The following is a 24980-nucleotide window of genomic DNA, read 5'->3' on the forward strand; positions in this document are numbered from 1 at the left end:
CCTACTTTAGGAGTTTCTGATGTCTAACCCCCTCTGGTTCGATCCCAGCCTGTGTCTGATTGGTGGTGAATGGAAAAAACCTGCGTCAGGGCAATGCTTGACGCTTGTTAATCCCTCGGACGGTTCTGAAATCTGCCAGATCGCAAGGGGTAACGAACGCGATATAGATTCTGCGGTGCAGGCCGCCCGATCTGCGCGCGATGATGAATGGGGTCGCATGACCGCGCTGGAAAGGGGGCGTGTTCTCACCCGGTTGGGGCAACTGGTTCTGGAACGGGTCGATGATCTGGCACAGCTTGAGGCGATGGATGTCGGCAAACCGCTGACCCAGGCGCGGGCGGATGCCGTTGCCTTGGCGCGGTATTGCGAGTTTTACGGCGGTGCTGCTGATAAAGTGATGGGCGAGACCATTCCCTATCTTGATGGCTATACGGTCTATACGCTTCGTGAACCGCATGGTGTGACCGGCCATATCGTGCCGTGGAACTATCCGATGCAGATCATTGGCCGCTCGGTCGGGGCGGCGCTGGCGATGGGCAACGCCTGCGTTCTGAAACCGGCGGAAGAAGCCTGCCTGACCGCGTTGGCCTTCGCTCATCTGGCTATTCAAGCGGGCTTGCCGCCCGGGGCCTTGAATGTGGTGCCCGGACTGGGAGGCGAGGCGGGCGAGGCCCTTTCGGCGCATCCGGGTGTGGATCACATCTCATTCACAGGTTCGGTCGCGACGGGCGCGTTAGTGCAGCAAGCGGCGGGAAGGAACGTGGTGCCGGTGACGCTGGAATTGGGCGGCAAGTCTCCGCAACTGGTCTTCGATGATGCCGATCTGGATGCGGCCCTTCCGTTTCTGGTGAATGCGGGCATTCAGAATGCGGGCCAAACCTGCTCGGCCTCGTCTCGCATTCTGGTTCAGCGGGGCGTTTATCAACAGATCAAGTCCCGTATGTCGGAGGCATATAGCGAGCTATCCGTGGGACCGGCGATGAACGATCCGCGCGTCGGGCCGTTGATCTCGGAACGGCAAAAACAGATCGTAAACGGTTTTCTTGAGAAGGGCGCAGATTTGACCGTCGCCGGACAGGGGCAAATCGTGGAGAACGCCCCAGAAAATGGGGCTTATGTCCTGCCCACACTCTTTGCTGACGTCCCTCCGGACCATGTGCTTGCGCGCGATGAAATATTTGGCCCGGTTCAGGTTTTGATACCGTTTGAAACTGCGGAAGAGGCTCTAAGCATAGCGAATAGCACCGACTATGGCCTTGTCGCCAGCGTCTGGACGCGGGATGGGGCACGCCAGATGCGACTGGCCAAGGGGCTGCAGTCGGGGCAAGTCTTCATCAACAACTATGGTGCGGGTGGCGGTGTTGAGCTGCCTTTTGGAGGTGTCGGTAAATCCGGCCACGGCCGCGAAAAAGGCTTCGAGGCGCTGTACGGGTTCTCACAGCTCAAGACGGTTGCCGCCTATCACGGCTAAACGATCACCTCGATCGCTTTCTGCGCTCCGACGCCAAAAACCCGCTTGTACCGCTCAATCTGATCTGTTGGCCCCATTGCCTTTTCCGGGTTGTCAGACAGCTTCACGGTTGGTCTGCCATTGGCGGACACTGCCTTACAGACCAACGAGAAGGGGGCCAGCGCGTCATTTGGAACAAGCCCGCGAAAATCGTTGGTCAGCAGAGTGCCCCAGCCAAACGATACGTTAGTCTGATCAGCAAACTGGGCGTGCAGCTCGCGAATCTTGTCCACGTCCAATCCGTCCGAGAATATAATGCGTTTCTGAGTGGGGTCTTCATCTCGAGATTTCCACCAATCAATTGCAATCTCGGCACCGGTTGCAGGATCGCCGCTGTCGATACGTATTCCTGTCCAGCCTGCCAGCCAGTCGGGAGCGCGGTCCAAAAACCCTTTGGTGCCATAGGTATCAGGTAGAATAATACGCAGATTACCGTCATGTTCTTCATGCCAGTCGCTAAGCACATCATATGGCGCTTGGGCGAGCGCAGCGTTATCTTCAGCCAGAGCCGAATAGACCATTGGTAATTCATGTGCATTGGTGCCGATAGCCTCTACTTCGCGGCGCATTGCAATCAGGCAGTTGGACGTACCGGTGAAGGATGGTCCCAAACCTTCGATCATCGCCTGCACGCACCAGTCCTGCCACAGAAACGAATGCCGCCGTCGTGTACCGAAATCCGCAATTCCCAGCCCCTCAATGTTGCGAAGCTGGGCGATTTTTTCCCAAACGCGTGTCATTGCGCGGGCATACAGCACCTGAAGCTCGAACCGGCGCATCCCGTTTAGAACTGCGCGCGAGCGGAGCTCCATCAGCACAGCCAATGCTGGGATTTCCCACAACATGACCTCGTGCCACTTGCCTTCGAAGGTCAGTTCATACTGATCGCCTTTGCGTTCCAGATGATAAGGCGGCAGACGCAGATTTTCGAACCACTCCATGAAATCAGGGCGGAACATCTGCCGTTTGCCATAGAACGTATTGCCGCGCAGCCAGGTGCTTTCGCCCCGGCTGAGACTGAGGGAACGGATATGATCCAGCTGTTCACGCAACTCACCTTCATCGATCAATTTGGCCAATGGAATGTGATTCGACCGGTTAATGAGCGAAAAAACCACGTCTGTTTGGGGCTTATTACGAAACACTGACTGGCACATCAGCAGTTTGTAGAAGTCTGTGTCTATTAATGACCGCACAATTGGGTCGATTTTCCATTTGTGATTGTAGACCCGCGTCGCGATGTCGACCATGGGGACCTCCTGCGATTTCCGTTGTTAGATCAATCAGCGCGCTGATTGGCAAGAGTCGCTGGATTGGTAACAATGCCCATGACAAGTCACATTGCGGGCATATTGTGAGTATCCCTCACGCTTTAGTGAGGGGGTGGGGATGGTTGAGAGGTTGAATTTGGTGAATGAGTCTCGAGTACGACTTTGACATAGTAGCGATTGCTCCGGATGAGGTTGATCCGGAACATGGACACACAGCGGTAACAGGGCGACCCCCGGTGCGCGCGCAGTTCAGGAATATCAAGACTGCAGATGCCTTGCGGGCGGCTTCACCTAAAATACGTCGCATATTTCTGGAATCTGGCTTCAGTCTGGATACGGTGAGTGACAACCGGTCCACCGGATATTACCGGCCCGAGGATTCCGAGAATCGCGTCGTAATTCTGAAACGGCTTTTTGCAAACATTCGGAACATGGGTGTTCAGGGCGAATATTGCGGCGAGTTTGATTTTCATCACTTCCTGGCGCACATCAGAGCAGCTAAGCCCGGTCATGTTCTCCGCCCGGCACCTGCGCGACCTTTACAAGCCCAAAGCCCCGAGTCGGTACGACCGGAACGGCGCACCCTGGTTGGGCGATTGGGATTTGCGTTGGGGCTGGCTGTGATTTTGTTTGTGTTGCTGAAGCTCCTGGCGGAGTACGGCGCAGCGAATTGATCCTCAGGCCAAGTTGACACCCGCTTCGCGCATTGATTTCTCGGCGGCTGATAATGATCCATCCATATCTATCGCACGGCACAGACCGGTTCTGATAGTAACGTCAAATCCAAGATGTGCCGCATCTACCGCCGAATAATGGACGCAGAAATCTGTCGCCAGTCCAACCATCGTCAACTGTTCGATCCCGCGCGTCTCAAGATAGCCTTTCAGACCAGTCGGAGTGGAATGATCATTTTCGAAGAATGCCGAATAACTGTCGATGTCGCGGCGAAAGCCTTTTCGGATGATCAGGTCGCCATCGGTACGCAGGTCCGGGTGAAAGGCCGCGCCATCCGAGCCTTGAACGCAGTGATCAGGCCACAGGACTTGTGCGCCGTAGGGCATCTGGATCATTTCGAACAGGGATTTGTCGTCATGTGAGCTGGCGAAAGACGAATGCCCCGCCGGATGCCAATCTTGCGTCAGGATCACCGCATCGAAATCGTCCATGATCGCGTTGATCGGAGCGACGATTTCATCGCCACCCGCAACGGCGAGTGCACCTCCCGGGCAGAAATCATTCTGAACATCGATAACGAGCAGCGCGTGGGACATGTTGGTCTCCTTCAGTTACATAATCGGTATGGCGCGCAGCAGGGATCGTCAATGCTGTCTCTTGTGTGTTTTCATCAGGCGCATTAGATCGCGCACATGTACACAATCGCTGCCCTATACCATTTCACACGCTTCCCTGATCCTGACGCGTTGCGCCCTGCCTTGCACGAGCTTTGCCGAGCGCAATCGGTCAAAGGTACCCTGTTGCTGGCGCAAGAGGGGATTAACGGCACCATAGCCGGCCCCCGCGCTGGGATTGATGCGGTGCTGGCGCATATCCGCGCGCTTCCGGGTTGCAACAATCTGGAATGGAAAGAGGCAACCGCGGACCACCCACCATTTGGTAAGATGAAGGTGCGTCTGAAAAAAGAGATCGTGACGATGGGGCAGCCCGATGTCGACCCACGTGCCAGTGTCGGAAACTATGTTGAGCCCGAGGACTGGAACGATCTGATCCGCTCGGACGATGTGGTGGTGATCGATACGCGCAATGACTATGAAGTTGCAATCGGCACGTTCGAAGGCGCAATAGATCCAAACACGGCAAGTTTCCGCGATTTCCCAGCTTGGTGGGAAGAAAACAAAGAGAGATTTCACAACAAGCGTGTCGCCATGTTCTGCACCGGCGGAATTCGATGTGAGAAGTCCACTAATTATCTGCTGGGACAGGGCGTCGAGGATGTCTACCACCTGAAAGGTGGCATCTTGCGCTATCTCGAGGAGATGCCACGCGAAGACAGCACGTGGCAGGGTGAGTGTTTTGTCTTCGACAATCGCGTTTCAGTTGGTCATGGGCTGGTCGAAGGCCCACACAAGCTTTGCCATGGCTGCCGCCGCCCAATCCTGCCTGAAGATGTAAAGCGCCCTGAATACGAACATGGTGTCTCTTGCCACCGGTGTGTCGATGAGACGTCCCAACAGGACAAGGCACGGTTTCGCGAACGGCAGAGACAAATCCAGCTGGCCCGCACGCGAGGTGAGGAACATCTGGGGTCAGATTGAATTCATCTTGCAGGCTATGTCGAAAAACGGATGATGCCTTTGGGCCTGCCTGATGGAGCGGAATGTGACTCACGAACCCAGAACCCTGGAAGAATGGAAATCCACCCTATTGGCAGCCTTAGGGTTGGTTCTGGCTAGTTTCCTCGCTTGGTACGGTTTGTCGCGTCTGAATGAAACCACCGCAGGTGACACGATCGGTACGATTGCATCGGTTGGGCTAGTGGTCTGGATGGTTTCTCAATCCTACTACTACATAACCCAGGTGAAATCCCCGCGCAGGATACTGTTTTTGATGGGGGTGTCCTTCATTCAGGTCGTGCCGTTCCTATTTGCCGCGGTCTACGGTGCCTTTGGCTATGAGGATCATTGTGTTGTCGGCGCCAAAGGACCGGCAGATATTCTGTATTTTTCGTACGTTACCTTCACCACGGTCGGATATGGCGACATGTCCCCAACAGGCCTATGCCGTGGGTTGGCCGTGGCCGAGGCGGTTACGGGCTATATCCTGTTGGGCATGTTTGTAGCCGCAGCCGTGGCGCTATACGCGCGCAGCCATAGCAAGTAGACCAGCTTATTTGTTGTGATCGATCCATCGAGACATCAATTGTCTGTCGCGGAAACACTCGGATGGGATCGGACGCTGTTTAGTGCGCGAAATACGCTCCGCAAACGCAACCTGCTTGCCCGTTGGGTAGTTTGCGAAAGGCGACGGGTCATGCGGCTTATGGGCCGATATCCAGTCTGATAGTGATTTACGGTCGTGTTGCGCTTCGACAGGAATCTCAAGCGCGGACTTTTGTGCAATCGCGCGGGCATAGCGCATCTGCCGATCTGTCACAGGCAACAGGTGATAATCGTTTGACGTGCCGCCAAGTGCGGCTTTTCGCATGTTCTGGGCCATCGGGGTTATCCTCTGACTGTGTAGAACATAAATAGAACATTAGCCTTTCATTTCAAGAGAAGGCCATTTGGATTCGGCGAGAACCTGCCAATCACTGGATTTATTGACTGGTCAATCAATGAAAGCTAATTCTGTCGGCAACACACACCTCCCCTTGCACAGGGGTGATCCGAAAAGAGAAGGATTCGGCATGAAATTTCAGCCCAAGGCCAGCCATTTCATCAACGGCGAATATGTTGAAGATACCAGAGGCACCCCAATCGACGTTATCTATCCAGCCACCGGTGAAGTTATCGCGCGGTTGCATTCTGCAACACCTGAAATCGTAGAACAGGCTCTAAACAGTGCAAAATCGGCTCAGGCAAGCTGGGCCGCCATGTCGGGCACGGAACGGGGCCGGGTCCTACGGCGTGCGTCAGACATCATGCGGGATCGCAATCGGGCGCTTTCTATTCTCGAAACCCACGACACCGGCAAACCACTGCAGGAAACACTTGTGGCGGACGCGACCAGCGGCGCAGATGCTTTGGAATATTTCGGTAGCTTGGCAGCGTCTCTGACCGGCGAACATATCCCACTAGGGGGTGGGGATTTCGTTTATACGATCCGCGAGGCATTGGGTGTCTGTGTCGGCATTGGCGCATGGAACTACCCGACCCAGATCGCCTGTTGGAAAGGTGCCCCAGCGCTGGCTTGTGGCAATGCGATGGTTTTCAAACCGTCCGAGACCACGCCTCTGTCGGCCTTACAGGTGGCCGAAATCTTGATCGAGGCGGGCGCGCCAAAAGGTATCTACAACGTGGTGCAAGGCTATGGAGATGTCGGGGCCAGCCTGGTTACCGATCCGCGCGTAGCCAAGGTCTCGTTGACAGGGTCGGTTCCAACAGGCCGCAAAGTCTATGCGGCGGCAGCCGATGGCATGAAACACGTCACCATGGAGCTGGGCGGGAAGTCCCCGATGATCGTTTTCGATGATGCAGATCTCGACAATGCGGTCTCGGGTGCGATCTTGGGCAATTTCTATTCTTCGGGGCAGGTTTGTTCCAACGGCACGCGCGTCTTTGTACAAAAGGGTATCAAGGAAGCATTTCTTTCGCGTTTGTCCGATCGTCTGGCCACCGCGAAAATTGGTGATCCGCTGGATGAGGAGGTCAATTTTGGCCCGATGGTCAGCGAAAACCAGATGAATATTGCGCTGGGCTATGTCGAAAAAGGTAAAGCCGAGGGTGCGAGGTTGGTCTACGGCGGCGTCAGGATCGCAGGTGACGGGTTCTACATGCAGCCCACAGTTTTTGCCGACGTCACCGACGATATGACAATCGCACGAGAAGAGATTTTTGGACCTGTGATGTCGGTGCTGGATTTTGAAACCGAAGAAGAGGTGCTGGCGCGTGCCAATGATACCGAATTCGGTCTGGCTGCCGGTGTCTTCACCAATGACCTGACCCGCGCCCATAGAATTGTGGCGGGGTTCGAAGCTGGCACTTGCTATATCAACACCTATAACCTCGCCCCGGTTGAGGCTCCGTTCGGTGGGTCCAAGATGTCGGGCGTGGGGCGCGAGAACTCGAAACTGGCGATCAATCACTTCAGCGAGATGAAGACAGTTTACGTTTCGATGAACGATGTCGAGGCCCCTTATTGATCAAAACCGGTCATTCAGGTTCTGTTCCCGACATTTCGCGTCGGGAACAGAGCATAACCTGACATATGGCTGTGGCTGACTTTCCTGAGAGCACTAGGTTCGCAGACAGGAGATCAGACCATGAAGACCCACGCTCAGGCCGTCGTGATCGGAGGAGGATTGGTTGGCTGCTCAATCCTCTATCATTTGGCCAAGCTTGGTTGGACCGACGTGGTTCTGTTGGAACGCGATGAGCTGACCTCGGGCTCGACTTGGCATGCGGCAGCGAACATCCACGGCCTGCATGACAACAACAACATCACCCGCATCCAGCACTATACGATGAACCTGTACAAAGAGCTGGAGAAGGAAACCGGGCAGGGCTGCGGGGTTTTCCAATCTGGTTCGTTGTATCTGGCGCAAACCGAAGATCGCGAACATCAGCTACGTCTGCAGGAGGCAAAAGCCCGGTTCTACGGTTTGAACTTTTATGAGATCAGCCGCGAACAGGCGAGTGAACTTCACCCGTTGGCGCAGTTTGACGACATCCGTTGCATCATGTTCGAACCCGATGGCGGCAATGTCGATCCGTCCGGGGTTACCCACGCCTACGCTGCGGGTGCGCGGGCAATGGGGGCCACAATTGAGCGGTTTTGCCCTGTAATAGGGACTGAACAGCAATCCGATGGCTCTTGGATCGTGCGCACGGATAAGGGGGACATTCACACTCGATGGGTTGTGAATGCGGGGGGCCTGTGGGGGCGCGAAGTGGCTGCAATGGCGGGCATCGAACTGCCACTGCAACCGACCGAGCATCAGTATTTCGTCACTGAAGCCATCGACGAAGTGGCTAATCTGGGGCGCCGCCTACCGTCGATCGCTGACCGGGATGGAGAATATTACTTCCGCCAGGAAGGCAACGGCCTTCTGATCGGCGCCTACGAGAAAGACATGCGGTTTTGGGCCGAAAGCGGCACGCCGCTGGATTTTGCCCATGACCTGTTCCCAGACGATCTGGACCGGATCATGGAAAATGTCATCCGCGCCACAGAACGGGTACCGGTCGCTGCCACGGCGGGTGTCAAACGGGTGATCAACGGGCCGATGATCTGGTCTCCTGATTCAAACGCAATCTGGGGCCCCGTGCCCGAGCTGCAGAACTATTTCTGCTGCACCGGCATCATTCCCGGCTTCTCGCAATCGGGCGGGCTGGGTCTGCTGTCTGCGCAATGGATGATAGAAGGCGAGCCGCAATACGACATGTTCGCCTGGGATCTAGCTCGGTTCGGTGACTGGGCCGACAAGGCCTTTACCAAGGCGCGGGTTGAGGATGTATATACTCACCGTTTCGCCATCCATTTCCCCAATGAGGAGCGCAGCGCGGGACGCCCCGCGCGTGTCCGCCCCACCTATGAAATGCAAAAGGATATGGGTGCGGTCTTTGGCTTGAACTGCGGCTGGGAACATCCGCTGTGGTTTGCAGATCAGCCCGGTTTGCAGGAAACCAATGGGTTCACTCGTCAGAACTGGTGGGAACCGGTGGGCCGCGAGGTGCAGATGCTGCGCGATCATGTGGGTGTGATCGACATCTCCAACTTCGCCAATTACGTCGTGAAAGGTCCAGGTGCTTATGACTGGCTGGATCGTCTGGTGGCCAACAAGGTCCCGGTCGAGGTTGGTCGTTCGTGTCTGACGCCCCTGATTTCGGTTCGCGGCGGCGTGGCTGGTGACTTTACCATCACCAAGATAGCTGATGAAGAATATATGATGATCGGCTCGGGTATGGCCGAGCGTTATCATCAGCGGTTTTTCAACATGATCGACTTGCCCGAAGGCACCACGTTCGAGGTCGCCACCGATCGCATCGCAGGCTTCAACGTGGCTGGGCCCAAGTCGCGCGAATTGTTACAGCGTCTGACCAATGCGAACCTTTCAAACGACACGTTCCGCTTTATGCGCTCGCGCACAATCAAGGTGGCCGGTATCGCTTGCCTGGCCATCCGTGTCAGCTTTACTGGCGATCTGGGGTGGGAGCTGCATTGCGCGGAATCAGATCAAACCAGCCTCTATTCAGCGCTATTAGAGGCTGCAAAAGACCTAGGCGGTGGCCCGGTTGGCGGTCGCGCGTTGGGATCGTTGCGCATCGAAAAGGGGTATGGCTCGTGGGGGCGAGAGTATTCTCAGGAATACTGGCCACAAGAGGTTGGCCTGTCAGGTCTGATCAAGTTGGACAAAGAATTTCTGCACAAAGATGCTTATCTACGGGTCAAGGATAACGCCCCGCGCGAGGTACTCTCGATATTCGAGGTCGATGCGGACGAAGCCGACGCCACTGGCGGTGAACCGATCTTCACCCCCGACGGTACCCCGGTTGGCCGGGTAACTTCAGGCGCATATGGGTATACGGTCGGCAAATCCCTGGCCCTGGGCTACGCCAACCCCAAAGCCGCAAAACCTGGCGACACGGTCGACATCTTCATCCTCGGAAAACCACACAAAGCCAAATTCCTTTCAAAGCCGCCGTTCGACCCCGCCGGAAACAGATTACGCGATACGAAAACCGTTGCGGAGCCAGTGAAATGACCAACGTTTTTGACCGGGTTGCCGAGTTTGCTCTGAACTGTACCGCCGAAGACATTCCCGACACAGCCCGCGAGACAGCTGCGTATTTGTTGCTGGATACGATGGGTGTTCTGATCGCTGCAGGATCGATGCAGGCCGGTGGGATCGCCCGGGATACAGCAGCGTTGCTTTTTGCAAGTTCAGAGCCTGATTTTAGCGCTCGGTTGCTGTTCGACGGGCGGCGCGCCAGTCTTGCAGGTGCAGCTTATGCAACTGCCAGCCAAACCGATAATCTGGATGCCCATGACGGGTTCAATCCCGTCAAAGGCCACATCGGAGTTGCCATTGTTCCGGCGCTTGCTGCGTTGGCCGAACAATGCCCGGATCTGTCGGGTCGTGAGGCTCTGGCGGCTATGATCATCGGGTATGAAATCGCGGGTCGGGCTGGCCTGACCCTACACGCAACGGTCAGTGATTATCACACTTCCGGTGCCTGGAATGCGTTGGGCGTGGCTGCTTTGGCGGCGCGTTTACGCCGTCATGCCCCAGATCAACTGCGACAGGCGTTGGGGATTGCGGAATTCCACGGGCCACGCAGCCAAATGATGCGCGAGATTGCAAATCCAACAATGTTGCACGACGGTTCCGGTTGGGGTGCCCTGGTGGGGCTGTCATCTGCCATCCTGGCCGAGCGCGGATTTACCGGAGCACCTGCAATCACGATCGAGGCGAAAGAGGCTGTTCCATTCTGGGACGATCTTGGCCGGGTCTGGCAAGTTGAGCAGCAATATATCAAACCCTATCCAATCTGCCGTTGGGCACATGCATCAATCGACGGTGTTCGGATGCTGATGCAGGTACACAAGCTGACACATCAACAGATCGCAGCCATCCGCATCAACAGCTTTAAAGAAGCAGCTTGTCTGTATTCTGACCACCCTCTGACTACCTCACAGGCTCAATACTCGTTGCCATTTGCTGTAGCGGTTCAGGCAGTTCACGGTCGCATTGGTGTAGAACATATCTCGGGCAAAGGCCTGTCTGATCCAACGGTCGCAGAGATTACAAAGCTGATTAAGGTCAAAGAGAGCCCGCGTCACTCTGCCCGTTTCCCAGCAGGACGATGGGCAGATGTCGAGATCGAAACCTTGGACGGATCTGTTTATCATTCAGGTGATATCAACGCGCGCGGTGGTCAGGAAAATCCCCTGAGCAAACAGGAGATCACCGATAAATTCACCGAATTTGCAGCGCCAGCTGTGGGGCGCAATCGGGCCGCCCAGATCCTTGCGGCCACATTGAAGTTGACCCAACCCGGGTCAAGCTTTTCCAATCTGTCTGCCCTGATATACGACCCACCCGCACGTTGATACGGCGCAACGCCGAATTAAATAAATGATCGAGATTCGCCATGTTAGAGACTGATCCAAGGTGTTAAGCGAATGACCAACTCTGAAACAGCATAACCACTGGGCACTGCGGGTCCGATCAATTCAATCCGCCTGTTTGCACGATTTCAAGCATATCAGAAATTTGCGCGCGGGCATTGGCGCTCTCCTTAATAAGCGTTTTGGCATCTGCCAGAGGTTTGTCAGATTGCCGTTCAATCGGTTGATCTAACGATATTTTGATTCGATTTAGATCGCTGAAGACATTCGAATCCTCGGCATCAATCTCATTCGTGCCCGCCAACCAGGATAGGCGGTCGGCAGCCTCGATCTGACCAGTTTCTCTCAACAATTCCACCGCGGCGTAGAAGTTTTGCACCCGCGCCAAAGCTTGAGCCCGCAATACTCGCGCGTCGTCTGAGGGATCTTCAGACAATTCCAGCAAAGCTTGGCGAGGATGGTCGCTTAGTAGAGCTGAACGTGCCCTAATCCGGGCACGCTCGATAGCATGGTTCTGATCGCCCAATGGGTCTGTCCATTCCCGGGCAGCGCTCGCAAATCCAAGATTGATCAACCTTTGCGCCACTGATGTGGCCGTATCCAGGCTCAGGTTAATGCGAGTTTTCTCCTTCAGTCCGAATATGTAGCGCAGGAAGGTGATGTCATCCGCCCGCTCAGCAAGCAGTTGCAGCACCTGATCTCGCGTGCGGCGCCAATCCTTATCGTCAGGTGCTTTTTGGATATGATGCATGGCACCATCGAACTCCTGCGACATCGACAACGCAAGCACATGAGTGCGCGCCATCATGGGCCCGAGTTCAGAGTTTCTGAATTCACGTGCGTAACCTGCCGCTAAATCGAGATCTTTGGGTGGTATCGAACCCCGATCGGCCCATCTTTTTTCGATCAAACGCGCCAGCGCCAGAGGCGCTTCCCTAGAAGCACTTGGGGTGGCTATGACTTCAGTCAAGTGAGCACTCGCGGTATGTGCATTGCCTTCGGCATCGGCGATCGTGGCCTTGGTCAGGGTCACGTCGGCCGTTTCAGCGGTCATCACTCTGTCGACCGAACGCAAAATACGCCGCGCTGCTTCCAGCCGCCCGGTTGTTGCCAGCAAGTCTGCCAGAGTCGACCCGAGTTGCCGCCTAAGGTGTTCGGGAAGCCGGTTGAATGCTTGCTCGATTATGTTCAGCTGTGCCTCCGGTGCCAATTTCTCCTCGGCCAGAAGTGCCCATAGCGCTGCAGCGCTTTCGCAGCTTTGTTGACCTTCGAATGAGTGCGGTTCAGACGCAGTCAAACCATCGAGAGTAGACGCCATCGCCGAAATACGTTGTTGCTCTGCTGTCGGTCCTGGCAGCAGATCTAACACCTGCAGCGCTTCGGCTCCGAATCCATAATATGTGTACAGCTTGGCCAGATTCAGGGCCTTTTCCTGATCGAGTCGATCAATTTCCTGGAATAGCCCCGTTCGCAGTTGCGCTACCTGCTCCACAAATGGTTCGGGGCCTGCCCAAGAGTCGAAATCCATCTCAGCATCGGTGATACATTCAAATTTTGCATCGAAATCCGGAAGTGCCAGATTTTCGAGACCCCGGGCGTCGTCCAGAACCGAAGACAATCGTAAGTTGGGCGCTTGTGCGCTTGAAGTTCTTAAAGGTCCAAAACGAGCGGATTGTCTGCGCCCAACACCAGCAAGTGTGAGGTCAATAACCTCACGATCTGCGCTTTGTAATATGCGGGATATCAGCTCGTCCTCAAAGTTTCGATGACTCATTTGCAACAAGGGTAACGCCAGCGCAGTTGCAGGGATTTGTACTGGAGGCGGAGCTTGCTTTGCGATGTCCGGGTGAAGGTCTGTCACCACGTCGATTTTCGGAACTGCAACCGGAATGAATTTACCGGGCGAGATGTCCACGACCACCATAGTTTGTTGATGCAGAAATGCGGTGGCGACACATTCACATCCAAAGACCATCTTCAGAGCTCCACCTGAACTAGCCTGAGTTAGAGATTGAAGTCTTTTGCTGGTCAGCCGGTCAAATACGGTTCCGGTATCGAATGTGGCGCCTTTGATAGCAATATTCAGATCAGCACCGCGTTCGTTTGGAGTCATAACCCAATCGGTGCCGGCGGGCACTTGTATCACCAGACGCGTGTATCCATCGTGTTCGCCCGAGCGAACACGCAGCACCTGCGCTGACACACTGGTGCCAAGGGCCAATAAAATTAATGTCAAAGCCCGTATCATGCGACCGCCTGTTTGATTTCTTTCAAGGCCTCTTCAAGCTCTGAAAAATTGGGGCGGTTGTGGGTTGGCGTGTTTTGGCGTCCGACCTCGATGCACATCGCAGCGTTGTGATTGTGCAGATTCGCGACCAGAACCTCCTTGATGAGTTGATAAAAATGGTTGTCTTCTTCAACCACAGCTTTCAGTTTGCCAGCAAATGGACCGACCAAACCATAAGCGAGGAAAACGCCCAGAAAAGTGCCGACCAACGCTCCGCCGATGAGTTTTCCCAGCACCTCTGGCGGCTGGTCGATCGAACCCATGGTTTTGATAACGCCCAGAACCGCAGCAACGATACCAAGGGCGGGCAGGCCGTCGGCAACGGTTTGCAAGGCATGGCTCGAGTGCATGGCATGATGGAAATTTGCCTCCATCCGTTTTTCAAGCACCTCTTCGACTTGGTGCGGGTCGTCATAGTTCATCGCGGCTGAGCGCATGGTGTCGCAGATCAAATCCACGGCTTCTTTGTCGGCTTTGATCTTGGGATAAGCTGAGAAAAGCGACGAGTTTTCAGGCTCTTCGATGTGTTGCTCGGCCTCAACCGGGTTTGCGCGCGCGATCCGGATCAACGAGAACAACAGGCAAAGCAGATCACGATAATCTTCGGGCTTCCACTTCGCGCCTTTGAACACTTTGCCAATATCTTTCGCGGTGTGTTTGACCCCACCCATGTCGTTACTGATCATAAAAGCACCAATCGCGGCGCCTCCGATCATCATCATTTCATACGGCAATGACTTCATGATAATTGCCATCTTGCCGCCAGCGGCGAGATATCCGCCAAAAACCATGACGAAGATAACAGCAATTCCGATGAGTCCGATCATAAGTGATCTCCGGCGTTAAGGTGGGAGAAATGGTTGCCCATCAGCATTATTCCTGTGGGGCGCGGGCGTTGCGCCCAGCCATGATGACGCTGATACCATAGGCGGCCTCGGGGCTGAGACCGGCCATCACATTGGCGGCAGCCTCCGGTGGCATGCGTGACAAAAATCCGGCGGCGAATACTGCATCCATCGTTTCGAACAAGGCCGCGGCATCCTTTGGTTTCATGCTTTGGTAAACGTCAGTCAGTTGCGTCAGGTCGCTTTCGGCGGCTGTTTCGGCAATAGCGACGGTCTCACGCAGCGACTCTTCGGCTTCCTGCAGCATGGCCAACCGGGTCTCAATAGCCTGATCTGCGATGTCCAGCGCGTGTTCTCGGTCGACAATCATGCTCTCCCGCTGATTCAGTTCGACTTCGCGGCTTAGCAGTTCTGTTAGCAAAACTTGCAGATCCGCAGCGCTGGTCTCAATGCGCTCCGACTTGATTTGCGCTGCCAATGCTGGATCAGTCCCACGCGCCACCGCAGGCCCAGCCTCAAGCCCGATCCGAATGATGGCAGACCCGATCATCAGCAAGGAGATGACGGTCAGAACTCCCCCGCGCGGGCGCTGGTCAGAATTCTTTTTTCTTTGACGGATCATTGGCCTGACCCGCCTGACGTTGCAGCATGCCGAAAGAACATCAAGCCCTCGGGCTTTGTTACGGGTTTTAGGGATATGGGGTCAGATTTTTCCTGCGCGTGCTCTTCGGGCTGCTCAGGGCTTGGTTGGTCTTCCTGTACGACATCGTGCATTGAGGCCATCATCAGTTCCAGGTGCTGCGCTACCGACTCCGCCCGTTCAGTCAAAGTCTGCAGGGCAACCCCGGACTCGTCGGAAGACTGACGGGCGCAATCAAGCGATTTTCGCAGCTCTTCCGCTTGGGCCGAAAGAACGGAAACCGCACCACCCACGCCCTTTTCAAGATCAGTAAATCGACGCAAACGACGCGCCAAAATGAAACAGTACAGTCCTGCCCCAAGCGCGCCTGCTACCAGCAGAATATCGGCAATCAGTTCCACCTTCGCCTCCTAATTCAATACAAATTCTGTCACCAGAACGTCGCGCACACGGCCGTCACCCACGACAATTCCTATACGTCGCAGCAGGTGCCCACGGATGCGCACCAAGGCGAGTGAATCTTCAAGGTCGTTCAGCTCGACCGCGCGCAGATAACTGTTCAGCACATCCATGATTCGCGGCTGCATCTTTTCAACTTCGGCGGCGTAGCCCGCGTTCACCTCGAGTTGTGCATGGAACTTGAGATGCCGCGAGCCGCCTGCATTGACCGAAACGATCACCGGCGGCAGATCAACAAAGCTTACGTCTGGCAACGCCGTCGCTGGCTTTTCATTGCTTTTGCTATCTTCTTCTTTTGCTTCGGCACCGCTACCAATTGGCAGCAAGCCAGAGGCGGTTATGAAATAGCCACCAACACCGCCTGCCAAGGCCAGAATCATCCCAAGAATCAGGCCCTTTTTTCCTGATTTTTTAGGGGTTTCCACTTCGTCAGCTGTTGCGTCGGTCATGCCGTCCTCATGAATCTGTTCGGCATCTGTCATAACCCCGCAGGGACTAACCGATTGTTAAGGGCAATCGTCCAAACAGGGGTTGAGCCGAGCAGAATGTCGGTGAGTCGGAGGTGAGTGTGCAGCAGATCGGAACTGTCTGGGCAAGTTTGGACAAGCGCAAACAAATTTTCGTGGCCGGTGCGGTAGTGCTGGTGTTTCTGGGCGTGCTTGCGATGTCACGGATTGCGACGGCACCGTCGATGACGCTGTTATATTCAGGTCTCGAAAGCGGTGCGGCGGGTGATATCGTGCGATCGCTGGATCAGCGCGGTGTTGCGTATGAAATTCGGGGTGGTTCGATCTATGTACCGGGCTCGCAACGGGATGAGTTGCGCATGACGCTGGCCAGTGAAGGACTGCCAGCAAACGGCAACCGCGGATACGAGTTGCTGGACTCACTCAGTGGATTTGGCACGACGTCGCAGATGTTTGACGCTGCTTATTGGCGGGCAAAAGAGGGCGAGTTGGCCCGCACGATTGTCGGCAGCTCATATGTCAGCCAGGCACGCGTACACATCGCCAACGGTTCGGCCAACCCGTTTCAACGTAGTGTTGCGCCGACCGCTTCGGTATATTTGGTGCCATCGGGTGCGCAGATCACAGGAGATCAGGCCAAGGCGATCCGGTTTCTGGTGGCGTCAGCAGTCAGCGGGCTTGCACCAGAAAACGTCACCGTAATCGATTCGAACGGCGCTGTGATCGGAGCGCAGGAATCAACCGTGGCCGCTGATACTGCAGACGATAAAGCACGCCAGTTGCGGGAAAAAGTTCTTCGACTTGTCGAAGCACGCGTCGGGGCAGGTAATGCCGTGGTCGAGGTCAGCGTGGATACGGTGACCGAAACCGAGTCGATCCGTGAACGCCGCTTCGATCCTAAAGGTCGCGTAGCGATCAGTACGGATGTTGAAGAACGGTCTGACAGTGCGCGAAATCAGTCTGCAGACGTGACCGTGGCATCAAATCTGCCGGATGGGGATGGCGCTGGCGGGGACGAATCCAATTCAAATGCCACCCAGACCCGCGAGCGGGTGAATTATGAGGTTTCTGAGACCGAACTTGAGGTTCACCGCGCGCCGGGTGCCATCAAACGTCTGACCGTTGCAGTGCTGGTCAACGGTGCCCGAACGGTTGATGCGGAAGGTGTCGAACGATTTGAACCCATTCCGCAGCCAGAGCTTGGCGCGTTGGAGGAACTCGTTTCCTCGGCCGTAGGTTATGATGCCGAACGCGGTGACGTCATTACCCTGAAATCGCTTGATCTGCCTGTTGTTGAGCCGCAGGGTACATTGGTGTCGTCGTCGGTCTGGCAGAAGATTCATCTTGATGCCATGTCGCTGGTTCAGATGTTCGTTTTGGCACTGGTATCCCTTGTTTTGGGTCTGTTTGTCATACGACCCATTTTGACAAAATCTGCTGCACCTGCGTTGCTTCCGGCAGGCATACCGCCGGAAGCGGACCCTGCAACTTACCTGACGGGAGAGATCGCAAATGGTGATGCGCAAGAGTTCACATCACTTCCTGAGGCCGCTCAGACAAATGTTCCGGTAATAGCCAGCGCCCATGGTGAAGACCCCGTCGACCGATTGCGCGCCATGATCGGTGACAAACAGGAAGAGACGGTTGAGATCCTGCGAAGCTGGCTTGAAGAAGGTGAGGAGAAGGTGTAATGTCTATCGCTCATCTCCTTGAGGATTTCACCGCCCCAGCAGCAGGTGTCGCCGTTCATCTCTTGGATGAAGAGGCATTGGAAGAACAACGCCTTGCGGCCTTTGAGCAAGGCTATGGTGCCGGTTGGGAAGATGCGGTCGAGGCGCAGGAACAGGGTGGGGCGCAGCTCAGCTCTGACTTGTCTGCAGCGCTAGCAGACCTGTCGTTTACCTATCAGGAGGCGTTAACCCGGATGACATTGTCGCTGGAGCCGATGTTTCAGAGCCTGATACAGGTGGTTTTGCCCGAAACCGTCGAACGGGGTTTACCCGCCAGATTGACTGAACAGCTTTGTGAGATGGCCCGGGAACAGATCGGACAGCCGATGCTACTTACCGTTCCGGACGGTGCCGCCGATCAGGTTCAGGCGGTTCTCCCACAAGATCTCACGCCGTTGCCACAAGTCGTCGAGGATCCAACTCTGCAGCCGGGACAGGCGCGTTTGCAAGTGGGCACCGCCTATCGAGAGGTGGATTGTACCGCGTTGCTCGCGTCCATTGCCGCATCTTTCGACGCCTATCTATTTGAAGCAAAAGAGGCTCTGTCAAATGAGTGATCCCCAAGCTCCGAAATCCGAAAAGCCAAATCCGTTCGAAGCGGTTCCGATCGAAGTCACAGTTTCGGTTGGTCGGGCGCGACCTTTGATCCGTGATCTGCTGAACATGGGCGAAAACGCTGTTCTGACGCTGGACAAACGCATTGAAGACCCCGTCGACCTGTATGTCGGGGACCAATTGGTCGCGCGTGGGCTGCTGGAGGAAATGGAAGGAGATCAGGCCGGGCAACTGGCTGTACGGCTGACCGAAATCTCTGACCTGCAGAACGGGATCGGATGATGCGCCACCTGTTCTGGCTGTCGCTATTGCTGGTGATTCCCACCAGCGGCGCGGCGCAGGAATTGTCGCTATCGCTGGGTGAGGGCGGGTCGATCTCGGCCCGGACCATCCAGCTGATCCTACTGATCACGGTGCTCAGTCTGGCACCGGGACTGGCGATCATGATCACCTGTTTTCCGTTTTTGATCACTGTATTGGCGATACTGCGGCAAGGGATTGGGTTGCAGCAATCGCCGCCCAACATGCTGATTGTCAGTCTGGCGCTGTTTCTGACCTATTTCATCATGGAGCCGGTTTTTACCGAATCGTGGGAAGTCGGCATCCAGCCATTGGTCGAGGAAACAATAGACGTGGAGCCCGCGCTGGAACGCGCGTTGGTGCCGTTTCGCAGCTTCATGGCGGCGCGTTTGGATGTCGATACGTTCCAGGCGATGGCAGCATTGCGACCAGATGGCGCGGATTTGCAGCCGTCATCCGAGGCACCGCTGTCCGTTCTGATGCCTTCATTCATGCTGTCGGAGATTGCACGGGCATTTCAGATCGGGTTTCTGATATTTTTACCGTTCCTGATCATCGATCTGGTTGTTGCGGCGGTCCTGATGTCGATGGGTATGATGATGGTGCCTCCGGCTACGGTTTCCCTGCCGTTCAAACTGGCATTTTTCGTGATTGCAGATGGTTGGGCTTTGATCGCAAGCGCGCTGGTACGCAGCTATTCGCCCTGATCTATTGCCGGGTGATCTGCAGGCAAGCGCGCAAGCCTTGGTCTCCGGCCTCAAAGCTCAGCGATCCGCCATGTTGCTCGGCAACGGTGCGTGCGATGGTCAGGCCAAGCCCAAAGCCATCTGACGAACCGATGTTTGACCCACGCTGGAACGGGGCCAGCAATGCCTCGATATCATCAACCGACAAATCGGTGCCTTTATCTTCGACAATAATCGTGGCGGATTGAGCATCGGTTTCCAGCTCAACCTCGGCCCGGCGCCCATATTTCAAGGCGTTGTCGATCAGATTTGACAGCGCCCGCCTCAACGAGATTGGTCGACCCATCACCAGAATGCGCCGTGTCTCAGGCAGCGATCCGTGCCCCCGGCGCGACATGAACAATGACGGCGCACCTTCGACAGCCACAGGTTCAATTGCTTTCAAAGATACGGGCAAGTTCATATCCTGATAGTCGGCGACCAGTGACTCGACCAGTGAGGTCAACGAGATCTGCCGCGGTTCTTCAACGCTGAGCTCGGACCTTGTATAGGTTAGTACACTTTCGATCATGCCGGTCATCTGATCCACGTCTGCTTCGAGCTTCTCGCGCAATTCGGCATCGTCGATCAGGGCGGCACGCAGCCGGACACGCGTTGCCGGCGTACCCAGATCGTGGCTAACACCCGACAGCACAATGGCGCGTTTCTCTAGCTGCGCGCGTTCAGCCTCAAGGTGATCATTCACCGCAGCCACGATATCGCGCAGCTCTTCCGGCCCGTCCGCATCATAACTTTGTGGCCCACCGCGACGTTTGCGGTCACCAAGTGCCTGTGCAAAGCGCGTGAAGCTGTCTGAGACATTCCCGACCGAGGTCAGCAACGCGGCCAGCGCGACTATTCCCAGCAATATCGCGGGCAGGCGCAGATCAATCGGCGCAGCTTTGCAGCCCCAGATTTCGGTGCCATCGACCTGCTGCCAAACCCCGCGCCCGAATTGCGCGATCAGGATGGGTTCGCTGCAATAGGTCGCAAGCAGGCGCGTCAGATTGCCCATCTTCTCGGGCCCGGTCTGATCGTTGCCCGACACGATATCCGAGACCGGATAGACCAGACGATCAGACAATACCGCTAGCGTCAGTTCGCGTCCACTCAGAGGGGCTGAACTGTCGGTCAGGATCGACAGATTGGTGACAAAGCGGCGATCCGAAAAGCCCGGCATTTGTTGGAATTCTCCCCTATCGGCAAGTGCGGCGGCCTTGGCCGGCAAGGGATTGATCAGCAAGCCGGGTGGCGGTGCCATCCCCGTCCGCAAATCCTCGTATACGGTGAATCCCGCAACAAATGCCTGAGTTTGGAAACGGTTCCAGGCCTGTGCAGAGGTGAACCACAATACGGTTGCCAACATCCCTGCAGCGAAGGCTGACAGCGTCCAGACCCAACCAAAACTGCGCAGGCGCAATGTCATGCGTCCTCATCTACCGAAATGTCGGCGGTAAATATGTACCCAACCCCACGCTCAGTGCGCAGCATCTGAGGCTCTTTCGGATTAGCCTCGATTTTAGAGCGTAGTCGCCCAACCAACATATCGATGGCGCGGCCTTGCGCCTCGGGCTTGTCAGCCTCGCCGGTGACATCAAGCGCGGTGGCGATCTCATCCCGGGTTAGCGGGATGTGCGGATTTGCTAGCAAGACTTTCAGCAGGGCGGTCTCGCGCTGTGAAAGCGAGACTAAATAGCCGTCGGGCGAATGTACCTCGTCCCGTTTGCCGTCAAAGACCCAGCCGTCAAAGTGAAATGTACGGGTACGGCGGCGATAAGCCAGCGAAGGGGTGCGTTGCGCGCGCTGCATCACAGCACGGACGCGGGCCAGCAGAAGCTGCGGGTTGAACGGCTTGGCAATGTAGTCATCCGCGCCAACTTCATATCCCGCCATTCGTTGGTGATCTGCCGACAGGGCCGAGACCAGAATGATCGGCACATCCTGTTCGGCCCTCAAGCGGGCACAGATCTCAACGCCGTTTTCATCGCCCAGCATCACGTCCAACAAGATCAGGTCGATCCGACCCGAGGTCAGATGCGTGCGTATTTCACTTTCCGAACTGGCGGGCAGCGCTATATACCCGTTCTGCTGAAAGAACTGGGTCATCATCGAACGCATCTCAGAATCGTCGTCCACCACCAAGAGCCGGGGAATACCCACTCTAATCCTCCTCTCAAACTTCCTCCGCCGCCGCCAATTGTAACGAATGGAAACGGATTCAAGCCCAAAGTAACACGCGGTAACAAAAGCGGTGAAAATTTCCGCCTTGTCAGGATATTGCTCTGCATTCTGCGTTGCCATGCGGCATTCTGTTAGCGCTATATCGGGCATCGCCGCCCATTGGGTGGCACCGAATTCTCAGGGAGGAGAACAAATATGAAGCGTTTTGCATTTGTCACTGTGTCGACCTTTGCCATTGCGGCCGGGTCGTCGGTAGTGGCCGAACCGCAGGCAGAAGTTCTGCACTGGTGGACATCCGGCGGTGAAGCGAAATCGGTCGCGGTTCTGCAGGAGGAGTTTGCCTCGAACGGTGGCACATGGACCGATATGCCGGTCGCAGGTGGCGGCGGTGATGCGGCCATGACTGCGCTTCGCGCACGTGTTCTGGCCGGTAACGCGCCGACAGCTGTTCAGCTGAAAGGCCCCGCCATTCAGGAATGGTATGAAGAAGGTGTTCTGGCAGACATCTCGGCCGTGGCGGAGGCAGAAGGCTGGGCTGATGTCCTGCCTGCGTCGATCGCGGGCCACATGAAGTGTGAAGGGACCTGGTGCGCGGCTCCGGTGAACGTTCACCGTGTTGACTGGATCTGGGCCAACGCGGACGTTCTGGCTGCAAACGGTATCGAAATGCCCAGCACTTGGGATGAATTCAATGCCGCTGCCGAAAAACTGCAAGCCGCCGGTGTGATCCCGCTGGCTCATGGCGGTCAGGCATGGCAGGACGCCACCGTATTCGAAGCAGTTGTGCTGGGCGTCGGTGGACCTGAATTCTACCAGAAAGCACTGGTCGACTTGGACCCCGAAGCGTTGACCTCGGACACCATGGTGCAGGCGTTTGATCAGATGCGTACCCTGCGCGGATACGTGGACGAGAACTTCTCGGGCCGCGACTGGAACCTCGCAACCGCGATGGTGATGAACGGCGAAGCCGCGTTCCAGATCATGGGTGACTGGGCCAAGGGTGAATTCCTGGCGGCGGGCAAAAAGCCCGGCGAAGATTTCCTGTGCGCCTCGACCCCCGGCGACGGGTATCTGTACAACGTCGACAGCTTTGCCATGTTTGACGTGGAAGGCGATGACAAGAAAGCCGGTCAGGACCTGCTCGCCAAGCTGATCGTTGCACCGAACTTCCAGAAAGTGTTCAACCTGAACAAAGGCTCGATCCCTGCGCGGACCGATGTTGGTCTGGAAGATTTTGACATCTGTGCCAACCTGTCGGCCGAAGACATGGGTTCGACATCTGCCGCAGGTTCGCTGCTGCCGTCTTACGCCCATGGCATGGCGCTGCGCGGGTCGCAGTCCGGTGCGATCACCGATGTTGTGACCGCACATTTCAACTCGGATATGTCCTCGGCTGACGCGGTTCAGCAATTGGCGGACGCGGTAGCAAACAGCTACTGATCCAATACGCTCTGCCCCCTATACTGAGGGGCAGAGCATCTTTCCCCGGAGGCTAAAATGTCCGAATGGCTGGAAAACCACCTGCCCAAGGTGGTGCTGGCACCGTCGTTCATCGCCGTATTGATCTTTGTCTACGGATTTATCGGATGGACCGCATGGGTGTCGCTAACCCGATCGAAACTACTGCCGAAATACGAGATCAAGGGCTTCATTCAGTACGAACGCCTGTTTGACTCGCCCCGTTGGGATACGGCGATCAACAACCTGTATATCTTTGGCGCGCTGTTCATCGTCATCGCGATGGTACTGGGCCTGTTGCTGGCCATCCTGCTGGATCAGAAAATCCGCGTCGAAGGAGCCATCCGCACGATCTACCTCTACCCGATGGCATTGTCGATGATTGTGACCGGTACCGCGTGGAAGTGGATTCTGAACCCGGGTCTGGGCATAGAATCCATGGTGCAGGGCTGGGGCTTCGCAAACTTCGAGTTCGATTGGTTGGTGAACCCTGATTACGCCATCTACACCATCGTGATGGCCGCGATCTGGCAAAGCTCGGGTTTCGTCATGGCGCTGTTCCTGGCCGGTCTGCGGTCAGTGGACGGAGAGATCATCAAGGCCGCGCAGGTCGATGGCATCCCGACATGGCGCATCTATACTGCGATCATCATCCCCTCGATGGCCCCGATCTTCCTTTCGGCCTTCATCGTACTGGCGCATCTCGCGATCAAAAGCTTTGACCTTGTCATCGCCCTGACGGGTGGCGGTCCGGGCTACGCGACTGATTTGCCTGCCACTTATATGTACGCCATGGCGTTTTCGCGCGGCGATATCGGTCAGGCGGCTTCATCCGCAATGATCATGATGCTGGTCGTCTTTGCCATCGTGGTTCCCTATCTTTACTCAGAGCTGAGGGCGAAAAATGACTGATCTGTCGATGCCCCAAACCCAAACCCGTACCCAAAGCGCCACTGGCAAAATTGCCCTGCGTTGGTTGCTTTATGTCCTGCTGGGCCTGTTCGCGCTGTATTACCTGATGCCGCTGTTCGTGATGTTGACCACATCGCTGAAGAGCCTTGAGGAAATACGCACAGGCTCGCTGATCTCACTGCCACGCGAAGTCAGCTTTGACGCTTGGAAAACTGCATGGTCTGGCGCCTGTACCGGTATCCAGTGTGAAGGTCTGCGGCCTTATTTCTGGAACTCGGTCCTGATCGCGGTGCCTGCGGTCGCGATCTCCACCCTGTTGGGTGCGCTGAATGGCTACGTCGTGGCGCAGTGGCGGTTCAAAGGCGCGAATATCATCTTCTCGCTGATGCTGTTTGGTTGCTTTATCCCGTTCCAGGTGGTTCTGCTGCCCATGGCGCGCCTTCTGGGCATCATGGGAATCGCAGGAACCATTCCGGGTCTGATCTTTGTCCACGTGATATATGGGTTGGGCTTCACCACGCTGTTCTTCCGCAACTACTATGTCACTATTCCGGCTGAGTTGACCAAGGCTGCGCGCGTCGATGGGGCCGGGTTCATGCGGATCTTCTGGTCGATTTTCCTGCCGCTGTCGCTGCCGATCATCGTGGTGACCGTCATCTGGCAGTTCACGCAGATCTGGAACGACTTCCTGTTCGGCGTGTCATTCAGCCAGGCGGGCACGCAGCCCGTGACTGTGGCGCTCAACAACATCGTAAACTCCACCACCGGCGTCAAAGAGTACAACGTCGACATGGCCGCCGCGATCATCGCGGGTCTGCCGACGCTGCTCGTCTATGTCGTTGCCGGTAAGTATTTCATCCGCGGCCTGACCGCTGGCTCAGTGAAGGGATAA

At 56.0% G+C, this 24980-nt stretch carries 24 protein-coding genes; 14 read left to right on the forward strand and 10 right to left on the reverse strand.

Translation table 11 applies throughout. The features are described 5' to 3' along the window. Positions 1-19 precede the first annotated feature (19 nt). The gene (locus tag G7G_RS0103565; RefSeq protein WP_010438458.1) at positions 20-1471 is read left to right on the forward strand and encodes an aldehyde dehydrogenase family protein; all 1452 of its coding nucleotides are present in this window, start codon (positions 20-22) and stop codon (positions 1469-1471) included. On the opposite strand, the gene pncB is transcribed toward G7G_RS0103565, so the two are convergent. Continuing rightward, complete coding sequence (gene pncB, locus G7G_RS0103570) at positions 1468-2760, reverse strand: nicotinate phosphoribosyltransferase (RefSeq protein WP_010438461.1); 1293 nt, start codon at positions 2758-2760, stop codon at positions 1468-1470. The two genes, G7G_RS0103565 and pncB, sit on opposite strands and share 4 nt — an antisense overlap. A 164-nt stretch (positions 2761-2924) precedes the next feature. On the opposite strand from pncB, the gene G7G_RS0103575 reads away from it, so the two are divergent. After that, the gene (locus G7G_RS0103575; protein ID WP_010438464.1) at positions 2925-3455 is read left to right on the forward strand and encodes a hypothetical protein; all 531 of its coding nucleotides are present in this window, start codon (positions 2925-2927) and stop codon (positions 3453-3455) included. 3 nt (positions 3456-3458) lie between these two features. On the opposite strand, the gene pncA is transcribed toward G7G_RS0103575, so the two are convergent. Then, entirely contained in the window at positions 3459-4052 is a 594-nt protein-coding gene (pncA, locus tag G7G_RS0103580) for a bifunctional nicotinamidase/pyrazinamidase (RefSeq protein ID WP_010438467.1), read from the reverse strand. 96 nt (positions 4053-4148) lie between these two features. Here pncA and trhO point away from each other — a divergent pair, with 96 nt between their 5' ends. Both trhO and G7G_RS0103590 read left to right on the forward strand, forming a co-directional pair. Beyond that, the gene (trhO, locus tag G7G_RS0103585) at positions 4149-5054 is read left to right on the forward strand and encodes an oxygen-dependent tRNA uridine(34) hydroxylase TrhO (RefSeq protein WP_010438469.1); all 906 of its coding nucleotides are present in this window, start codon (positions 4149-4151) and stop codon (positions 5052-5054) included. A gap of 64 nt (positions 5055-5118) precedes the next feature. Then, positions 5119-5619 carry a potassium channel family protein gene (locus G7G_RS0103590; protein ID WP_120981283.1) on the forward strand — a complete coding sequence of 167 codons (501 nt, stop codon included), beginning with the start codon at positions 5119-5121 and terminating at the stop codon, positions 5617-5619. 6 nt (positions 5620-5625) lie between these two features. On the opposite strand, the gene G7G_RS0103595 is transcribed toward G7G_RS0103590, so the two are convergent. Next, positions 5626-5955, reverse strand: coding sequence for a hypothetical protein (locus G7G_RS0103595; protein ID WP_010438472.1), 330 nt, complete (start codon positions 5953-5955; stop codon positions 5626-5628). A 190-nt stretch (positions 5956-6145) separates the two neighbouring features. Between G7G_RS0103595 and betB the strand changes: the two genes are divergently transcribed. From betB to G7G_RS0103610, 3 genes are all read left to right on the forward strand, one after another. Continuing rightward, a complete protein-coding gene (gene betB, locus G7G_RS0103600) occupies positions 6146-7600 on the forward strand; it encodes a betaine-aldehyde dehydrogenase (protein WP_010438474.1) in 1455 nt (484 codons plus the stop codon). 120 nt (positions 7601-7720) lie between these two features. After that, positions 7721-10162 (forward strand): GcvT family protein, encoded by a 2442-nt coding sequence (locus G7G_RS0103605; protein WP_010438477.1) that lies wholly within the window; start codon positions 7721-7723, stop codon positions 10160-10162. Then, a complete protein-coding gene (locus G7G_RS0103610; protein ID WP_010438480.1) occupies positions 10159-11511 on the forward strand; it encodes an MmgE/PrpD family protein in 1353 nt (450 codons plus the stop codon). The genes G7G_RS0103605 and G7G_RS0103610 overlap by 4 nt, the downstream gene beginning before the upstream one ends. A gap of 118 nt (positions 11512-11629) precedes the next feature. On the opposite strand, the gene G7G_RS0103615 is transcribed toward G7G_RS0103610, so the two are convergent. From G7G_RS0103615 to G7G_RS0103635, 5 genes are read right to left on the reverse strand one after another with little or no spacing between them, the layout of a single operon-like run. Then, positions 11630-13765 carry a hypothetical protein gene (locus G7G_RS0103615; RefSeq protein WP_238528761.1) on the reverse strand — a complete coding sequence of 712 codons (2136 nt, stop codon included), beginning with the start codon at positions 13763-13765 and terminating at the stop codon, positions 11630-11632. 8 nt (positions 13766-13773) lie between these two features. Next, positions 13774-14643 carry a flagellar motor stator protein MotA gene (gene motA / locus G7G_RS0103620; RefSeq protein WP_010438486.1) on the reverse strand — a complete coding sequence of 290 codons (870 nt, stop codon included), beginning with the start codon at positions 14641-14643 and terminating at the stop codon, positions 13774-13776. Between the two features lie 46 nt (positions 14644-14689). Next, positions 14690-15283: a MotE family protein gene (locus tag G7G_RS0103625; RefSeq protein WP_010438488.1), complete on the reverse strand. Its 594-nt coding sequence runs from the start codon at positions 15281-15283 to the stop codon at positions 14690-14692. Next, the gene (locus G7G_RS0103630) at positions 15280-15702 is read right to left on the reverse strand and encodes a hypothetical protein (protein ID WP_010438491.1); all 423 of its coding nucleotides are present in this window, start codon (positions 15700-15702) and stop codon (positions 15280-15282) included. Before G7G_RS0103630 ends, G7G_RS0103625 begins: the two co-directional genes overlap by 4 nt. 9 nt (positions 15703-15711) lie before the next feature. Then, positions 15712-16209, reverse strand: a complete 498-nt coding sequence (locus tag G7G_RS0103635; protein ID WP_029621700.1) for a flagellar basal body-associated FliL family protein — start codon at positions 16207-16209, stop codon at positions 15712-15714. Between the two features lie 119 nt (positions 16210-16328). Here G7G_RS0103635 and fliF point away from each other — a divergent pair, with 119 nt between their 5' ends. The 4 genes from fliF to fliP are packed head-to-tail and all read left to right on the forward strand — an operon-like array spanning position 16329 to position 19519. Continuing rightward, the gene (fliF, locus tag G7G_RS0103640) at positions 16329-17918 is read left to right on the forward strand and encodes a flagellar basal-body MS-ring/collar protein FliF (protein ID WP_010438499.1); all 1590 of its coding nucleotides are present in this window, start codon (positions 16329-16331) and stop codon (positions 17916-17918) included. Beyond that, positions 17918-18514, forward strand: coding sequence for a FliH/SctL family protein (locus tag G7G_RS0103645; protein WP_010438502.1), 597 nt, complete (start codon positions 17918-17920; stop codon positions 18512-18514). The genes fliF and G7G_RS0103645 overlap by 1 nt, the downstream gene beginning before the upstream one ends. Next, positions 18507-18794 (forward strand): FliM/FliN family flagellar motor switch protein, encoded by a 288-nt coding sequence (locus G7G_RS0103650; protein ID WP_010438505.1) that lies wholly within the window; start codon positions 18507-18509, stop codon positions 18792-18794. Before G7G_RS0103645 ends, G7G_RS0103650 begins: the two co-directional genes overlap by 8 nt. Next, complete coding sequence (gene fliP / locus G7G_RS0103655) at positions 18791-19519, forward strand: flagellar type III secretion system pore protein FliP (protein ID WP_010438508.1); 729 nt, start codon at positions 18791-18793, stop codon at positions 19517-19519. The genes G7G_RS0103650 and fliP overlap by 4 nt, the downstream gene beginning before the upstream one ends. A 1-nt stretch (position 19520) precedes the next feature. On the opposite strand, the gene G7G_RS0103660 is transcribed toward fliP, so the two are convergent. Both G7G_RS0103660 and G7G_RS0103665 read right to left on the reverse strand, forming a co-directional pair. Beyond that, complete coding sequence (locus G7G_RS0103660; protein WP_010438509.1) at positions 19521-20963, reverse strand: sensor histidine kinase; 1443 nt, start codon at positions 20961-20963, stop codon at positions 19521-19523. Then, positions 20960-21697 (reverse strand): response regulator transcription factor, encoded by a 738-nt coding sequence (locus tag G7G_RS0103665; protein WP_010438510.1) that lies wholly within the window; start codon positions 21695-21697, stop codon positions 20960-20962. Before G7G_RS0103665 ends, G7G_RS0103660 begins: the two co-directional genes overlap by 4 nt. A 216-nt stretch (positions 21698-21913) precedes the next feature. Here G7G_RS0103665 and G7G_RS0103670 point away from each other — a divergent pair, with 216 nt between their 5' ends. From G7G_RS0103670 to G7G_RS0103680, 3 genes are read left to right on the forward strand one after another with little or no spacing between them, the layout of a single operon-like run. Continuing rightward, positions 21914-23158: an ABC transporter substrate-binding protein gene (locus G7G_RS0103670; protein ID WP_010438511.1), complete on the forward strand. Its 1245-nt coding sequence runs from the start codon at positions 21914-21916 to the stop codon at positions 23156-23158. Positions 23159-23215: 57 nt separating this feature from the next. Continuing rightward, on the forward strand, positions 23216-24088 hold the full coding sequence (locus G7G_RS0103675; protein ID WP_010438514.1) for a carbohydrate ABC transporter permease: 873 nt from the start codon (positions 23216-23218) through the stop codon (positions 24086-24088). Next, positions 24081-24980: a carbohydrate ABC transporter permease gene (locus G7G_RS0103680; RefSeq protein ID WP_010438517.1), complete on the forward strand. Its 900-nt coding sequence runs from the start codon at positions 24081-24083 to the stop codon at positions 24978-24980. The genes G7G_RS0103675 and G7G_RS0103680 overlap by 8 nt, the downstream gene beginning before the upstream one ends.

It is taken from the genome of Ruegeria conchae, assembly GCF_000192475.1.
In the GTDB taxonomy this organism is placed as follows: domain Bacteria; phylum Pseudomonadota; class Alphaproteobacteria; order Rhodobacterales; family Rhodobacteraceae; genus Ruegeria; species Ruegeria conchae.

What these genes read in the sequence shown, in the direction of transcription:
- G7G_RS0103675 (WP_010438514.1), top strand. Translation starts at nt 23,216, where the DNA reads ATGTCCGAATGGCTGGAAAACCACCTGCCCAAGGTGGTGCTGGCACCG.
- G7G_RS0103680 (WP_010438517.1), top strand. Translation starts at nt 24,081, where the DNA reads ATGACTGATCTGTCGATGCCCCAAACCCAAACCCGTACCCAAAGCGCC.
- G7G_RS0103645 (WP_010438502.1), top strand. Translation starts at nt 17,918, where the DNA reads ATGTCTATCGCTCATCTCCTTGAGGATTTCACCGCCCCAGCAGCAGGT.
- G7G_RS0103635 (WP_029621700.1), bottom strand. Translation starts at nt 16,209, where the DNA reads ATGACCGACGCAACAGCTGACGAAGTGGAAACCCCTAAAAAATCAGGA.
- G7G_RS0103670 (WP_010438511.1), top strand. Translation starts at nt 21,914, where the DNA reads ATGAAGCGTTTTGCATTTGTCACTGTGTCGACCTTTGCCATTGCGGCC.
- G7G_RS0103660 (WP_010438509.1), bottom strand. Translation starts at nt 20,963, where the DNA reads ATGACATTGCGCCTGCGCAGTTTTGGTTGGGTCTGGACGCTGTCAGCC.
- fliP (WP_010438508.1), top strand. Translation starts at nt 18,791, where the DNA reads ATGATGCGCCACCTGTTCTGGCTGTCGCTATTGCTGGTGATTCCCACC.
- pncA (WP_010438467.1), bottom strand. Translation starts at nt 4,052, where the DNA reads ATGTCCCACGCGCTGCTCGTTATCGATGTTCAGAATGATTTCTGCCCG.
- G7G_RS0103575 (WP_010438464.1), top strand. Translation starts at nt 2,925, where the DNA reads ATGAGTCTCGAGTACGACTTTGACATAGTAGCGATTGCTCCGGATGAG.
- G7G_RS0103565 (WP_010438458.1), top strand. Translation starts at nt 20, where the DNA reads ATGTCTAACCCCCTCTGGTTCGATCCCAGCCTGTGTCTGATTGGTGGT.
- pncB (WP_010438461.1), bottom strand. Translation starts at nt 2,760, where the DNA reads ATGGTCGACATCGCGACGCGGGTCTACAATCACAAATGGAAAATCGAC.
- betB (WP_010438474.1), top strand. Translation starts at nt 6,146, where the DNA reads ATGAAATTTCAGCCCAAGGCCAGCCATTTCATCAACGGCGAATATGTT.
- G7G_RS0103625 (WP_010438488.1), bottom strand. Translation starts at nt 15,283, where the DNA reads ATGATCCGTCAAAGAAAAAAGAATTCTGACCAGCGCCCGCGCGGGGGA.
- G7G_RS0103605 (WP_010438477.1), top strand. Translation starts at nt 7,721, where the DNA reads ATGAAGACCCACGCTCAGGCCGTCGTGATCGGAGGAGGATTGGTTGGC.
- G7G_RS0103610 (WP_010438480.1), top strand. Translation starts at nt 10,159, where the DNA reads ATGACCAACGTTTTTGACCGGGTTGCCGAGTTTGCTCTGAACTGTACC.
- trhO (WP_010438469.1), top strand. Translation starts at nt 4,149, where the DNA reads ATGTACACAATCGCTGCCCTATACCATTTCACACGCTTCCCTGATCCT.
- G7G_RS0103595 (WP_010438472.1), bottom strand. Translation starts at nt 5,955, where the DNA reads ATGGCCCAGAACATGCGAAAAGCCGCACTTGGCGGCACGTCAAACGAT.
- motA (WP_010438486.1), bottom strand. Translation starts at nt 14,643, where the DNA reads ATGATCGGACTCATCGGAATTGCTGTTATCTTCGTCATGGTTTTTGGC.
- G7G_RS0103650 (WP_010438505.1), top strand. Translation starts at nt 18,507, where the DNA reads ATGAGTGATCCCCAAGCTCCGAAATCCGAAAAGCCAAATCCGTTCGAA.